Source organism: Leptospira kanakyensis, assembly GCF_004769235.1.
Classification (GTDB): Bacteria; Spirochaetota; Leptospiria; order Leptospirales; family Leptospiraceae; genus Leptospira_A; species Leptospira_A kanakyensis.
The window spans coordinates 107,413-122,189 of the sequence record NZ_RQFG01000016.1 but is presented as its reverse complement, the minus strand read 5'-3'; the positions used below and the strand labels follow the sequence as shown (position 1 = coordinate 122,189).

12 protein-coding genes are annotated in these 14,777 nt (G+C 40.5%); 5 read left to right on the top strand and 7 right to left on the bottom strand.

The window, feature by feature from the left end; translation table 11 throughout:
* Positions 1-6: 6 nt before the first annotated feature.
* The 5 genes from EHQ16_RS11720 to EHQ16_RS11700 form a co-directional block, all read right to left on the bottom strand.
* A complete protein-coding gene (locus EHQ16_RS11720; RefSeq protein WP_135631989.1) occupies positions 7-540 on the bottom strand; it encodes an adenine phosphoribosyltransferase in 534 nt (177 codons plus the stop codon).
* Positions 541-636: 96 nt separating this feature from the next.
* Positions 637-1,527 carry a protease HtpX gene (gene htpX, locus EHQ16_RS11715; protein WP_135631990.1) on the bottom strand — a complete coding sequence of 297 codons (891 nt, stop codon included), beginning with the start codon at positions 1,525-1,527 and terminating at the stop codon, positions 637-639.
* Between the two features lie 84 nt (positions 1,528-1,611).
* Entirely contained in the window at positions 1,612-3,231 is a 1,620-nt protein-coding gene (locus tag EHQ16_RS11710) for an NCS2 family permease (protein WP_135631991.1), read from the bottom strand.
* Positions 3,228-3,686 carry a ClpXP protease specificity-enhancing factor SspB gene (locus tag EHQ16_RS11705; RefSeq protein ID WP_135631992.1) on the bottom strand — a complete coding sequence of 153 codons (459 nt, stop codon included), beginning with the start codon at positions 3,684-3,686 and terminating at the stop codon, positions 3,228-3,230. Before EHQ16_RS11705 ends, EHQ16_RS11710 begins: the two co-directional genes overlap by 4 nt.
* Positions 3,683-5,566: a polysaccharide biosynthesis protein gene (locus tag EHQ16_RS11700; protein WP_208742289.1), complete on the bottom strand. Its 1,884-nt coding sequence runs from the start codon at positions 5,564-5,566 to the stop codon at positions 3,683-3,685. Before EHQ16_RS11700 ends, EHQ16_RS11705 begins: the two co-directional genes overlap by 4 nt.
* 83 nt (positions 5,567-5,649) lie before the next feature.
* On the opposite strand from EHQ16_RS11700, the gene EHQ16_RS11695 reads away from it, so the two are divergent.
* Positions 5,650-6,129 carry a hypothetical protein gene (locus EHQ16_RS11695; RefSeq protein ID WP_135631993.1) on the top strand — a complete coding sequence of 160 codons (480 nt, stop codon included), beginning with the start codon at positions 5,650-5,652 and terminating at the stop codon, positions 6,127-6,129.
* Here the strand turns inward: EHQ16_RS11695 and hrpB are convergent.
* A complete protein-coding gene (gene hrpB, locus EHQ16_RS11690; protein WP_135631994.1) occupies positions 6,111-8,576 on the bottom strand; it encodes an ATP-dependent helicase HrpB in 2,466 nt (821 codons plus the stop codon). The genes EHQ16_RS11695 and hrpB overlap by 19 nt on opposite strands.
* A gap of 120 nt (positions 8,577-8,696) precedes the next feature.
* Between hrpB and EHQ16_RS11685 the strand changes: the two genes are divergently transcribed.
* Positions 8,697-9,560, top strand: a complete 864-nt coding sequence (locus EHQ16_RS11685; RefSeq protein WP_208742291.1) for a methylated-DNA--[protein]-cysteine S-methyltransferase — start codon at positions 8,697-8,699, stop codon at positions 9,558-9,560.
* Between the two features lie 10 nt (positions 9,561-9,570).
* Here the strand turns inward: EHQ16_RS11685 and EHQ16_RS11680 are convergent, their stop codons facing one another.
* A complete protein-coding gene (locus EHQ16_RS11680) occupies positions 9,571-10,323 on the bottom strand; it encodes a lysoplasmalogenase family protein (RefSeq protein ID WP_135632070.1) in 753 nt (250 codons plus the stop codon).
* On the opposite strand from EHQ16_RS11680, the gene EHQ16_RS11675 reads away from it, so the two are divergent.
* The 3 genes from EHQ16_RS11675 (at position 10,322) to EHQ16_RS11665 (ending at position 14,741) form a co-directional block, all read left to right on the top strand.
* On the top strand, positions 10,322-10,972 hold the full coding sequence (locus EHQ16_RS11675) for a hypothetical protein (protein WP_244242056.1): 651 nt from the start codon (positions 10,322-10,324) through the stop codon (positions 10,970-10,972). The genes EHQ16_RS11680 and EHQ16_RS11675 overlap by 2 nt on opposite strands.
* 189 nt (positions 10,973-11,161) lie before the next feature.
* Positions 11,162-12,685, top strand: a complete 1,524-nt coding sequence (locus tag EHQ16_RS11670) for a choice-of-anchor D domain-containing protein (RefSeq protein WP_244242055.1) — start codon at positions 11,162-11,164, stop codon at positions 12,683-12,685.
* Positions 12,686-12,701: 16 nt separating this feature from the next.
* Positions 12,702-14,741 (top strand): S8 family serine peptidase, encoded by a 2,040-nt coding sequence (locus EHQ16_RS11665; protein WP_135631996.1) that lies wholly within the window; start codon positions 12,702-12,704, stop codon positions 14,739-14,741.
* Positions 14,742-14,777: the final 36 nt, after the last annotated feature.

The following is a 14,777-nucleotide window of genomic DNA, read 5'->3' as shown; positions in this document are numbered from 1 at the left end:
TTCTATTTAATGTCCTTCAAATTCGCAAATAGAAAATACATCAATTCCGTAAGTATCTTTGATTCGTTTTGCCCCACCTAAATCTGGTAAGTCAATGATTGTGGCACATTCATGAATGACTCCTTTTAGGTTTTGAACCAGTTTGATCGAAGCCTCCAAAGTACCTCCAGTAGCAATCAAATCGTCCATAATCAAAACACGTTCACCAGGGTTAATGGCATCTGTATGGATTTCTACATGATCCACACCGTATTCCAAAGCATAAGATTCAGAGATAGTGGTTCCTGGTAGTTTTCCTTTTTTACGAATGGGAACAAATCCCACTCCGAGTTGGAAGGCAAGTGCGGCTCCAGGGATAAAACCTCTAGCATCAATGGCAGCAATTTTATTTAATTTAGCATTTTGGTATCGTTCTACAAACATTCCAATGGTGAGTTGGAATCCTTCTGGGTCGATGAGAAGGGAAGTAATATCGCGAAAAAGGATCCCGGGTTTTGGGTAGTCGGGAATGGTTCGAATCTTAGATTTAACAATGGACATAATAGGATGAAACCAAGGAAGACTAGGGCTTTGCAATAAAAAAAGGCCGGCTCATTTGCCGACCTTTCTACTTTGTTAGTCTTTTGTTAGAAGATTTTATCTCATTTGTTTTAGAGCTAAAATTCTTTCTTCTAAAGCAGGGTGGGTTGCAAATAGAGAAAGGAATCCACCTTTGTTAGAAGAGATCTTAAAGGAAGCAAGAGCTTCTCCTCTTGGATCCTCTGGCATATCTACCATTTGGCGGAGTGATTCCAAAGCAGAAATCATAGACTCTCTTCCCGCAAGTTTCGCACCACCAGCGTCCGCACGGAACTCTCTTTGGCGTGAAAAATAAGCCACTGCCATAGAACCAAGAATTGAGAACACAATGTCAAGAAGGATAGTCACAGCAATTCTTACGATATGCGCCATTTCTTCTTTCACTGCGTTGGACGCAATGTATGCAATGATTCGAGAGATGAACATAGCAAATGAGTTCACAACACCTTGAATGAGAGTCAGTGTTACCATGTCTCCGTTGGCTACGTGTGATAATTCATGTGCAAGCACACCTTCTAACTCCTGAGCATTCATACGATTTAATAATCCCGTAGAAACAGCAACAAGCGAACTGGATTTACTTGGGCCAGTAGCAAACGCATTCACTTCTGGTGAATCGTAAATTCCTACTTCAGGCATAGGAAGGTGAGCTCTTTGTGCGAGTGATTGCACGCGGCGATACACATCCATTTCCGGCGCAGAAGCATTTTTGGGATCGATGACTTTTACACCCATCGACCACTTCGCCATCATTTTAGAAAGTAAAAGCGAGATGAAAGACCCCGCCATACCCCACATTAAACAGAATACAATGAGTCTAGTTAGATCCAAACCATAGGCACGGATGCTAAATCCCATCGAACCAAGCAATGTGGTTACGATAGAGATGGTAGTCATAATCAAAATATTGGTTAACAGGAAAAAACCGATTCGTTTGATCCAAGTCATAGGAAATTGTTCTCCTTAAGGTTCACATGGAACCTGTTTGTTAGACTAAAACTGTACTTGTTTGAGTCTTAGATTACAAGCAAATTAATGCCCGAATTTGTCGGGATTTTGTTTTGGATTATTGAGAAGCTGTATCAATAAAAATAAAACCGCCAGAGAAAGATAAGCAATAGGGAAATCCAAACTTGCAAGTTCAGTGAATCGGTTCAGAATGGCGTTCCCTTGTAATTCATAAGCATGGATCCAACCCACCATCGAAAGTACAGCAGCAATCACTGCCCAAAGGGAAGCTTTCAACCATTCTCTTTCTAAAATAAATACAACCATTGCCGACCACACCATCGAGGTGATGAGAAAACCTTGTGATAATGCTAAAACTCCAGAGAGTGCATAAGGCAGGAAAGGCAAATGAGGAGGGATATCTGATAAAGAAAAATGAACTACTTGTTTTACACCTAATTCTTGTAAAGTGGTCTGTAATTTCCCATCCAAAAAGATAAATACATTCTGAATGATGAGCACTGCCCAACCGGCAAAGGCTGGCAAAAGACCAACAACAACTGCTGGCGAGTGGTGTTTGGGTATTGCTTGGAAGGCCTGGCTTGTAATCACAATTCCAATCCAAAGGACAATGGCCATTCCTGCTTCTACGGGAATCAAAGCTTGGATGAGACCCATTAGGCCAAACAAACTGACAACGGTCATAAAAATTCCAGAAAGCACCGAATAACTATGTTTAGCTCCAAGAGCCTTCCAACCGGGGTGACCAATATAGATTGTAGTAGGGAAAGGTGAACCAAAAGCGGTTCCTGCAAGGGTCCCTAGTCCATTCACAAGGAGCGAAGTTTTGGTATCAAAACTATCTCCAGATGCTTCTGCAGATTCAATATTTTGTAAGGATCCTATGACATTAAAAATTCCCATAGGTAGGATGATAGAAAAGTAGGCTTTGATATTGGCGTAGGTTAGAGTATCAAGCAGAGGACTGATGGAAATTTGAGGAAAATAAATCCCAAGAGTTTGTAATCCACTTTCAATGGCTCCTGGTTTGTAAATAGGATCTCCCCAAAACGAAGAAAGATAGGACAACAAAATTCCGAGGATTACCGAAAGAAGACCTCCCGGAATCCCAAAAGGAAATCTGACTTTCCCAAAGTATTGTAAAAGGATAATACCTAGCGGAATGAAGGCGACGATTGGTCTTTCAAAGGTCCGAAGTAAAAAATCCATCGAAATGAAGGTGATGGCAATTCCCGCCAAAGCAGAAAGTAGAGCGGCTCTGGGTGTGTATTTGCGGATTTTTGCAGCCACAAAAGAACCGATCACTTCGATACAACCGGAAACAAAAGATACAAGAAGTCCTGCTTTCCAAGCTGCTACATAGTCACCTGTAGCCTGATAGGTGGGAAACATAACAAAAAAAACAAAAGCAAAAAGAGATACTGTATTGATTCCGTAGGGGATTGCGGTAACATCTGTTCGGTGAGTTTTTTGACCTAGTTTCCAGGCTTGCCATGCATAAAAAACATTTCCTACGAGTAAAGAAACTGCTGCACCGGGAAGGACTACAGAAGTAACAAAAAGGAGTGGGAACCCACAAACTCCAATACAGAGAGCGGAGAGAACCAAAAGTTGGATGAGGTTGTCCACCATGAGACCAAAAAAACCGTCGAGATCACCCCGAGTGATGGTAAAAAAATTCATTCGTTTCGTTTCCCTCCAAAATCAACTCGGATTACATTTCCATCCCCTGTCACTTCTGGTTTTGTGACCTTAGGTTTAGAAATATTTTCTTCTACACTAGGAACTGTTTCCACTTGCAAAAACCTGAGTTGTGTTGCTGAATTTTGAAACTTATCATAAATACGAAATACAGCATCCCAAGGAATCATAGTTGGTTCCCAAGCCGATCCAAATTGTAGTTCTGCAAATAAATAATCTGGTTTACTGTCTAAAACTTTTACCGCTTTGTCACCAAACACAAGTACGATGCCCGATTCTTTTTCAGCATTGAGTAATCCACGTTTCCCAATTTCCAATTTTGGATGGGGCATAACATGAATGTAAAACACTCCGAACCGTTCCCAATAGAGATTGAACAAATCCCTTTTAAACTCACGTAATGTTGTGATTTCTTCCTGGGTGAGTTTTTCGCTCATAAATTCCTTTTACCATGTGATGTTTCCCACTCGATGTATTCGTCGTGGACTTTATATTCGGGAATGATATCTTTGAAGGCACCAAAAACCTCTCTATTTTTATTGGCTTTGGCAAGAGAAAACAACCTGTTGAGTTTGTTTTGAAAGAGAAGTAGGTTGTAGTTTTCCAAAGGTGCCGCAATTCGGATTTTTGGATGGTGTGTTTTTTTGATTCCTTCTTGGTTGAGAAGGAGTTCTTCGTATAACTTTTCACCAGGACGAAGCCCAGAAAATTCAATGGCTATGTCTTTGTGAGGGGTGTATCCGGAAAGACGAATCATCTCTTCGGCAAGGGAAAGAATTCTTACAGGTTCTCCCATATCCAAAAGGAAAATTTCTCCGTGTTCTCCCATACTTCCAGCCTGTAACACTAGTTGGGTGGCTTCCGGAATAGTCATAAAATAACGAATGACTTCGGGATGGGTGACTGTAACTGGGCCACCTCTTTTGATTTGTTCACGAAAACGTGGGATTACACTTCCATTGGATCCGAGTACGTTCCCAAATCGTACGGTAATAAACTTAGTCCTTGAATTTTGAGAGATATGTTGCAGATAAATTTCCGCAGCTCGTTTAGAAGCTCCCATCACATTCACAGGGTTCACTGCTTTGTCCGTAGAGATCAAAACAAAACGTTCTACTCCAATCAACCGACAAACATCCGCTACATTCTTTGTGCCCATCACATTGTTGAGAACGGCTTCTGAGGGATTGATTTCCATCATCGGAACGTGTTTGTAAGCAGCAGAATGGAAAACAACCGAAGGGCGGTGTTCTTCAAAAATTGCCGAAATACGGGACAAGTTTTTGACGTCAGCAATGACGGGTCGGATGTCTATGTTTAAATCAGAAAAATTTTTTCTAAGTTCATAATCAATTTCGTATAACGGAGTTTCGGCGGCGTCTAAAATCACAAGGACACTTGGTTTAAAAAGTGCCACTTGTCTACAAATTTCGGAACCGATAGAACCACCAGCACCTGTAACAAGAATAACTTTTTTTTCCAAATAAGAACGAATGGATTCAATTTCTAAATCCACAGTGGGTCTACCCAAAAGGTCTTCCACTTGTACTTCCCTAAGTTGTGTGATGTTTGGTTTGCCAGATAAATATTCACCAAAGGTAGGAAGGATTTTAAAATCCACTCCTGCACCTTCACATTCTTTCATAAGTTTGCTGACCACTCGTCCATCCGGTTGTGGTACAGTCATAATTACTTTTTTCACGCCGAAACGAGTTAAAATTTTACCAATTTCATCTGTGGATCCGAGGATGGGAATTCCTTGGATGTATCCACCTTTTTTGGAAAGGTTATCATCCAAAAATCCAATCGGTGAATAATCCAAATCCACATTTCGTCTAATTTCTGTTAAGAAGGAACTTCCCAATTTCCCCGCACCTACAAGTAGGACAGGAATTCCGCCTTTGGATTTGTCAGAACTAAAGATCTGTTCTCGTAACATCCTCCAACTCAAACTTCGTAAACATAAAAATCCAAGTAAGATGAGAGTGTCAAGAATCGGAACCATCCGCGAGAGTTGGTAGAACCGGTTATAAAAAAGAAGTGCCAAAGTGGAAACAAGAGAAGAAAGGACAGTGGCTTTGATGATAGAAAGTAGGTCATGTAAGGATGCGTAAGACCAAAGGGATCTGTAAATCCCTGAGAATAAAAATACGACACTCCGCGAAACTACGACGATAGTCGCACAGACCCAAAAGTCAGGATAACTATCTAAAAATCGTACATTCTCGAATCGCACAAGATGTGCGAGAAAATACGACAAAAACATAAAGAGTATGTCGACTGGTAAAACCCAGTATCGTCTAGGTATCGATTTCATATCTGATAAATAAGGGTATTAGGAACAAAATTCCTTGTAAATACAGAATCTTTTCCGAAGAATAGAAAAGAGGAAAAACCTGTTTGAAATCACTTCTTTTCCGCCTAGCGGGAACATTTTCTGCGGAAATCGGCTCAGAACTTTATCTAAAATTGAAGGAGGAAACTCTTTCCCCCTCTCTTTTTTGCCTTGATTTTTCGGAAGTGGAAGAAGTCACAGAGGTCGGTTGGGAGTTTCTAAGAAAGATTACCGAACGTTGCAAAGAAACAGGCTCAAAAGTGGCTGGATTTGGGTGGAAAGGTTCTCTTACCGAAAATTTGCCGTTAGGGTTTCATTTTTTTCCTACAGAATCCGAGTGCATTCACTATCTAGAATCACAAATCCTCAGTGAAACACCCGCAAACGAACTCACACCCAAATCAGAAGAAAAAACCGTCCATTGCCCTGAATGCCAATCTCTCCTTAGGTGGAAATTGGCCGGAGATTATCTTTGTCCTCAATGTAAGACTAAATTTTTTGTGAACAAAAAGGGTTGGGTGTCCACTTACGAACGTTTGTTGTGATTTAAATGTTTGGTTGCGGTGGCTTCCCAAGGTTTATCAGGCCAAGGGTGTCTTGGATATCTTCCTTTTAATTCTTTTTTGACTTCATGATAACCATGATTCCAAAAACTTTCTAAATCTTTGGTGATTTGTACTGGCCTACGTGCTGGAGAAAGTAAATGGATGAGGATACTCACCTTACCATCGGCGAGTTTTGGTAAAGATTTAAGACCAAATAACTCTTGTAATTTGACATGTAACTCAGGTTCATTCCCATCATAATTTAAAGAAATTTTTGAACCAGAGGGAACTTGAATGGATCTGGGGGCAAAGGAATCGATAACATTCATTTTTTCATATCCCACATAGGCTTTGAATGCTTCCAAATAGGGGAGTTTATCAAGGGAAAGTTTCCCAGAATCAAAATTGATAAAAGGAAAAAGCCAATCTTCTGCGATTTGTTTTAAATGACTAAAATCGGTATTGGTATCTAAAACACCATTTCGTTCTAAAAATTGAACTCGATGGTAAAAATTGATTAATTCTGGATCTTTTTTCCATTCCTCTTCTAAAGAAGACTTGGTTATATATTCTGCAAGCGCCAAACGGAGTATCGTTGGATTGGGCGAGTTGGTTTCTTTGGATTCTAAAACCAACTCGCCGAGTGAACGTTCTTCTTTGACAACAAAAAAGGATTCCCCCCTTTGGTTGGTTCGTGTTTCGGAAACTACTTTGGTTTGGATTTGGTTGGAAAAAAACTTCTCAATTTGTTTTTCTTCGATTGGTAAAAAATTGGTAATCAAAAGATCAGAACCAAAAGAGAAAGTGTCCAAAACTAAAATGAATTCTGGAATTTGAAGGGATGTTGTATTTAGGATTCCTTGTTTTCCATTCGAAAGTTTAAAGTCTTTTCCATTTAAAACTTTGGCTTTGGCAATCCGGTCCGGGAACCCAGAACTGAGATAAAACAACCGATCCTTGCCAGATACAGTGCTCGAAAAATCTGTTTTTTCCTTGTAAATTCGTAAAATTTGATCATAAACCACGCGTAATTCGTATGGGAAATTTTTTGGTTGGGTTTCTTCCGGGAAAAGTTTGCTTTCTGTTCCTGAACTTTCTTTCCCAACTAACGCGACTATATCGGCAATTAGAGTTTCTTTGTCTTTTGGCAGAATTGCTAAAATTTTTCCCAGCCGAATGGGAAGAGGGTAACGTAAACATTCCTTTCCTATGTTTGTCAGGTTTGAATTTTGGTCCAAACATCCTAAAAGTTGCAAACGGTTGGTACTTCTAATTACCGAACCTTTGTTTGGTGGGTCTAAAAAAGGTAACTGATCAACCTCTTCTCCCCAAGACTTAACTTCTAAGACCAAACGATCAATATCACCTTCCAAAATTTCAGGTTTGGTTCTGTCTAAAAAAGAACTTTCTTCCTCTTTGGACCAAAGTCTGTAAACCAATCCTTTCCCTTCTCTGGCTGCTCGCCCTGCACGTTGTTTGGCGCTACTGAGACTAATTCGATCTTTGATTAAGTGAGACAGTCCCGCTTCCGAATCAAAAACCGCATGTTTGTGATATCCTGTATCAAAAACAACTCTGACTCCAGGAATGGTGACCGATGATTCTGCGATATTTGTGGATAAAATGACCTTTTTTTTGTTTTGTGGATGTGGTAAAAAAATTTGTTCTTGTTGGGCCAGTTCCATATCACCAAACAAACCGAGTACGACGGCATTTGATTGGATCGTTAGGATAGATTCCAATCCATATTTTAAATCTTGGATTTCTTTTTTTCCAGATAAAAATACTAAAATATCACCTTCGGTTTGTTCTACGGCTTTAGGGACAAGATCGAGAAGTCTTTCTTTTAGTTTTTTGGAAGAATCTCCCATATGAAAAATTTCTAAGGGATGAGTGCTTGCACTGACTTGGATGGGTTTTGACAGGATGCCAATGGATTCAAAATTTTGTCCTTCTAAAGTGGCACTCATGATGAGAAGTTTTAAATCGTTTCGAAAAACTTCTTGGGTGCGACGTGTGAGTGCAAAACAAAGATCAGAATCCAGTTTTCTTTCATGGAATTCATCAAAAACAATCAGTCCATACTCTTTGAGTTCTGGATCTGCTAACAAAATCTTTGTTAAAATTCCATCGGTCACAAACTCAATTTTTGTATCGTTGCTGATTTTTGTATCAAATCGAACCCGGTAACCAACACTGCCGCCCACTTCTTCTTTTAAAGATTGGCTGATTCGTTTGGCGGCATTTTTTGCTGCAATCCGTCTTGGTTCTAAGATACAGATTTTTTTTCCCGAAGTGACACCTGCCTTTAGAAGTTCTGTAGGGAGAGCTGTTGTTTTTCCGGTCCCTGGTGGGGCATCCAAAATTGTCACTGGGTTTTTTTGGATGGAATCAACAATGGATTGTAAGGCGGTGAGTACGGGAAATGGATCCAAGGATTTTGACACTTTTCTTCTTAAAGAAGAGGGTTGGATCTCTTAAAAAAAAATCAAACAAATTGTAGTTTATTTTCAGAAATCGCAAGAATCGGGTTTTCAGCCCTGGTAAAATCAATTAAGATCTATTTTGTGGATGAAAATCATAAACATTACGAAATCATAAAAAATTCCATCGAATATGTTTTGGAACATTTTGAAGACCAACCTAGTTTGGATTCTCTAGCAGAACGAGTTTCTTTGAGTCCATTTCATTTTCAAAAGGTATTTCGAACTTGGGCCGGAGTTTCACCAAAAGAATTTTTGCAGTTCGTAACGGTTACACACGCCAAACGATTGTTAAAAGAATCGTCAGTTTTAGACACAACTTATTCTCTTGGACTTTCGGGAACGGGTCGACTTCATGATTTATTTGTCAAATTAGAAGCCATGACACCAGGTGAATACAAACGAGGAGGGGAAGGACTTGTTTTACAATACGAAGTATTTCCTTCTCTTTTTGGCGATATCCTTCTTGTTTCCTCCGAAAGAGGAATCCAATCCCTTCAATTTTTAGATTCAGGTGAAAAGGGAATTTTAGAAACCAAAGCGGAATTCCCCTTTGCCGTTTGGAAGGAAGGTGAATCTGCTTACCATCAAAAACTAAAGGATTATTTCCAGCGACTTGTCATTCCCGAATCACCGATTCCCCTATATGTATATGGAACCGAATTCCAACTCAAAGTATGGAGATCCTTATTAAAAATCCCTTTAGGTACACTTTGTACCTATGGAGACATTGCGACTTCGATTGGACAAACATCTGCTGGGAGAGCAGTAGGGACAGCTATCGGTAAAAATCCTATCGCTTACCTCATCCCTTGCCACCGCGTGATCCAAACCTCAGGTTTATTTGGTGGTTACAGGTGGGATCCGCACCGGAAACGAATGATCATTGCTTGGGAACAGGCTAAAGTGTTTGCACCAAACAATGATTTACCGAATGTATCTAAGTGAAATTTTTAAATTAACCTAGATGCCTTGTATGAGAAACTAAAAAGAAACCTACGAGTAAAAAACTTTGTGCAATTAGGTAGGTGACCCAAGGAACTTGGAATTCCCATTTTGGGTGTCTGGTTCCATTGATCGTTGTTTCTCCCATCACGGCATCAGAAAGTAGGAAAAATCCTGCTCCAATGGCTAAATAAATCCAAACTCCACCAAACGTGAAATAGGCGTTAATGCAGAGAGAAACAAAAAAACAAAGAACAAGGCCATAGATAAACGCAGAAACCATCACCCATTTTGATCGATTTGGGTTATAAACTCTAAAATAGAAGATAACGGCTGGTAGGACGAGTAAAGTTCCTGTAATCGCGTAAGGCAAAATTCCAGTGTAGATTTCATTCCAACTGACCAATTTCCAAAATGATAACAAAAAGAAAACTTGGGCAATGGCAAAACTGAAGATTCCGCCAAGAACTGGATCCTCCATTTGTTTTTTGGCAATAGGGAATTGGAGATTAAACCAATCTCCTAAAAAAGAAAATCCTATGGCATAGAGCGGATAGGAAAATCTGGCATGTCCCAATTGGAATAACAACCAAGCAAAAAGTAAAATTTGAAAGGAAAAACCCAGATAAATCCCACGTGAGTGTTCGAGTCGTTTGAGAGGATTTGCTTCTCCCTGCAATGTATACCAATGGATACAAAAACCGGATATGATGGCTACAGGAATGGTTGTGAGAATTAAGTAATATACCATAGTTGATTTTAACATGGTTCGAATCAAAACGCAATCCAGAACTTCGGGAAAAGAATCGAAACCAATTTTTGCCTTTATCCTTCTTTTCTGCGTCCATTGTATATATCTGAAACAAAATGATAGAAAGGATCCCGCATTCTCTCCCACATCTCTCTCTGATAGAGAAAGTTATTTGGTTTTAAGATTGGTTCGTGGTAAGGATAAAACCATTGGGCTTGTGGAGGAAATTTCCGTCACTTTAGCTTTTGAAAACTTGTCTGGAAGCACCAAACAATCATTAAGAATTCATCCTCTCCCACTTGCAGAATCAAAAGAACCTTTCTTTTTACCTCTTTCTACAAAAACAAAGTACAAGGAAGAAACCTTACTGGTTGGATGTTTGTATTTTTTTCCCATTCCTCATTTTTTTAGAGGGAATCTAAAATTAGAAATCCACCATGTGCAGGGGATCGCCGATCGTGAGTTTGTTTTTCAAAAAATAGTTCCTTATGATTGGCAAGGGAACCTCACCAAATACTGGGAATACGATCTCGATCATAGCGAAATTACGGACAAAATAATTCCATCTCTCTCGTCTTACAGGCATTTGGAGTGTGAAGATGACATTCGTCACCGCAAGGAAATCCCTAAAAATGGTGTGGTAAGCCCTCCCGAAGAGGACTAAGAGCGGACTGCAAACTCGCGTTAGGTCATTTTTTTTGATCTTGGTCCACGATTTTTTAAAAAAAATTCCGTAAAACCGGAATTAACGTTCTAAAAAGCTAACAAAAACACTTTTAGCGGTTTTCCAGAAATAAAAAACCTGCGGTACGATTGAAAGAATTGGATTCAGTTTTAGCGTAGGTAAAAAAATATGCGTTCTTTACCCATGAATCAAAAACTAAATTTTCTAATATTATTAACACTTATATCTTTAACATCCATTGGTTGCCCTGGCGGTGGTGGAGGGGGCGGTGGCGCTGCTTTTGCTCTTCTCGGAATGGGCGGTGGCGGTGGTGACGTCCCAGCTCCCAAATTGGAAATCGTTTACAATGGCGTTAGCCGAGAAAGCGGTGCCACGCTAGATTTAGGTTCTGAACCCATTAACACGGCTGCTGGTAAAACGGGAACCGTTACGATTAAAAATAGCGGAACTGCTTCTATTTCATTACCTGGATCGCCAAATATTGTGGTTCTTTCTGGGACCGATGCAGCACAATTTTCGATCACTCAACCATCAAAGTCAACATTAGAAGCAGGTGCCTCTGTTACATTTACCTTAAATTTTAAACCGACAACGACCGGAGTAAAAACAGCCACTATCAAGATTCAATCCAGCGATGCCGCCGTAGGTTCTTTTCAAATGAACCTAACAGGGACAGCTGGACCGGCTGCTCCTCGATTGGCAGTTTCTGTTGGAGCTACTGACATTTCATCTAATGGTAGCTATGGTTTAGGCTCTGTTGAAGTAGATTCTTCGGGAAGTGCCGTGACATTTACAGTTTCCAATACAGGGAGTGCTACTGCAACTTTAGATAGCCCCGCTGTAACTAGCAGTGATTCACAATTCGTATTGAATCTTGCAGGATTCCCTGCAACTATTGCTGCCAATGCCAGCGCTACGTTTACGATTCAGTTTTCCCCATCAAGCACTGGTTCAAAAACATCCAATATCGCCGTCGCATACGATGGAGCATCTGCTTTCTTATTTACAGCAACAGGTACTGGAACACCTAAACCCGTTCCTACAATCTCGATATCGCATAACTCGAGTAGTTTTACCTCAGGTGGATCGATTCCAACTTTCGGTGTTGTATGGCCTACCTTAACTTCTTCTACAAAAACCGTAACCATTAGTAATACGGGAACTGCTACTATGACAGGGATAACTCTTTCTAAACCCAGTGGTCACACGGGTGACTTTACAATCAGTGCATTTAGTGCTGGTGCGACACTTGCAGCTGGTGCTTCTGGAACATTTACTATCCAGTTTGCCCCTTCTGCCACTGGAGCAAGGGCTGCAGTGGTACGTGTTGCCACAACAAATGGAAATAATGGTGCGGCATCAAGTGCTGACCTAAATGTATCTGGTACTGGGAAAACAGGCGCAGATGTTTTAGTAAGTTGGACTGCTACCAATGAAAAGACTGCCAATGATACGGATGGAGGTTACAAAGTTTGTTATAGCCAAACATCTGGATTTACAGCAGTTCACAATGGAACCTCAGTAATTTGTGCCGATGTTCCTAACGCTGGGGGTACAACTCCAAATTCTAAGGTTATCTCTGTACCAAACTTTGGGAACTGGTATTTCAAAGTATATTCCTACGGTAAATACAACACGACTGGAGGAACCCCTTCAGCTCAAACTTCAGCAGTAAATGTTCCGAGCACATAGGAAAGGATTGAATCATATGAATTTTAACAAAAAAACGCTCTCAAAAACTCTGATCGTAGTAACGATGTTAGTTGTTACAAATATCCTGATTTCTGAACCAATCTGGAAATTGAATCAGTCAACATTCAATTTTGACGCACTAGGTTCTAAATCCAAATCAGGGGAGAAACTACCTTATCTTCCTGGCGAAGTAGTCATTACTTTTAAAAAACAAGTCCCTGATTCGGAGCTTGTCCACCAAACTTCTAAGTTAGCAGCTAACACTGGGGTAATAAACTTAAAAGGTCATTTTACTACAGCAAAATTAGCTGAATCGGAAACAATGGAACAAGGTTTAGCTAGGATCAAAAAAGATCCGAATGTTGAGTCCGTAGAACCTAGGTATTTATATTATAAACAGGCTTCCGCACCAAATGATCCGGGGTTTCCTCAACTTTGGGGACACAACAATTCAGGCCAGGCAATAACTTCTCCAAGTTATACGGCAAATTCAAGCAATCCGGGAACATCTGGTAAAGATATGAATGTTCTCGGTGCCTGGGATGTGACGACTAGTTGCAATAATACAATAGTAGCAGTTCTGGATACTGGTGTGACTTACACTCATGAAGATTTAGTTGGCAATATGTGGAATGGATCCGGCGGCTGTGTGAACCAAAATGGAACCGCCATTGGTGGTGGATGCCCTAACCACGGTTATGATTTTGCCAGCGGGGACAACAACCCTCGTGATGAAGAAGGTCATGGAACCCATGTTGCTATGACGATTGGAGCAGTAGGAAATAATAACGTTGGAATTTCAGGTGTTTGTCAATCGGCAAAAATCATGGCTGTCCGCGTTCTTGGACTCGGCGGGGGAACCAACGATAATATCGCCAATGGAATCTACTTTGCAGTTCGTAACGGTGCCAAAGTCATCAATATGAGTCTCGGCGGTTCTAGTTATAGTTCCACAATTAACTCTGCAATCGAGTTTGCCAGAACCAATGATGTTTTAGTAGTCGTTGCTGCAGGAAATGATGGTAAAAATCTAAACACTGACGGAGCTGCTTATCCTTGTGAAAACACAAATTTGAATTTAATTTGTATCTCTGCCCTTGACCAAAAGCATGCGCTCGCAAATTTTTCAAACTATGATAGTAATGCAACCGTTGCTAGCCGCTCTGCTGATTTTGGAGCTCCAGGAACTAATATCTATAGTGGATATGGGGTTGAAACAACAGTAGCAGAGACTCCTACCTCCTATGCAAATGATTGGGTGAACGTTGGTGTCAGTGGAAATCCTTTTACCTATCATACATGTTCTTTTTCCATCAGTGGAAGTCCTTTGACTCTATCCGGATTATATCTTCCTAACGATTGTTCAGTGATTGGTTGGAATTTTACGGCTCCTTATGCAAATCCAACAGCAATGCCAGCTTTTTCAAACCGAGTTGTTTATAAAAACTTTACTATTGATAGTGCTGCGACAAACGTATTGCTGCACCAAGTGTTGATTTCTGACGGTGAAGGGTATGATTCAACTACTTGTTATGATTACACTGAAATGTATCATTCACCGACCGCTGGTAACCCATTTACTGGAGGGGGAACGGCAATATCATTATTTGATAGTTTGCGTGGCGTGTATATGGATAAATTTTGTAGAAGGGATTCAAGTGAATATTCTTTCCGTAGCACAGAGTCTGCAATTTTAAAACAGTGCGCCGGATCTTCAACATGTTCAGTTGGATATAGATTTACATCCGATGGTAGCGTTAATAATGGTGGCGCATTGGCTACTGAAATCTCTATTTACACATGGAAACCTACAAACAATGCATATACCAATCTAAACGGAACTTCCATGGCAACTCCAAACGCAGCCGGAGTTGCGGCCCTCATTCGTTCCTATAACCAAAGTTTTACCTACCAAGATGTGATCACGAAGCTCATCGAAGGTGGGGTGACTGAAACTGCGCTGACTGGAACCACAAGATATGGCAAAGCCATCAATGCTAATGCATCCATCAAACACCTCAAACAAGTCACTGGAGTTACCGCTGTTTTACAATAAGATTGGTATTTGCGGGATCCTGATTGCAGCCTTAAC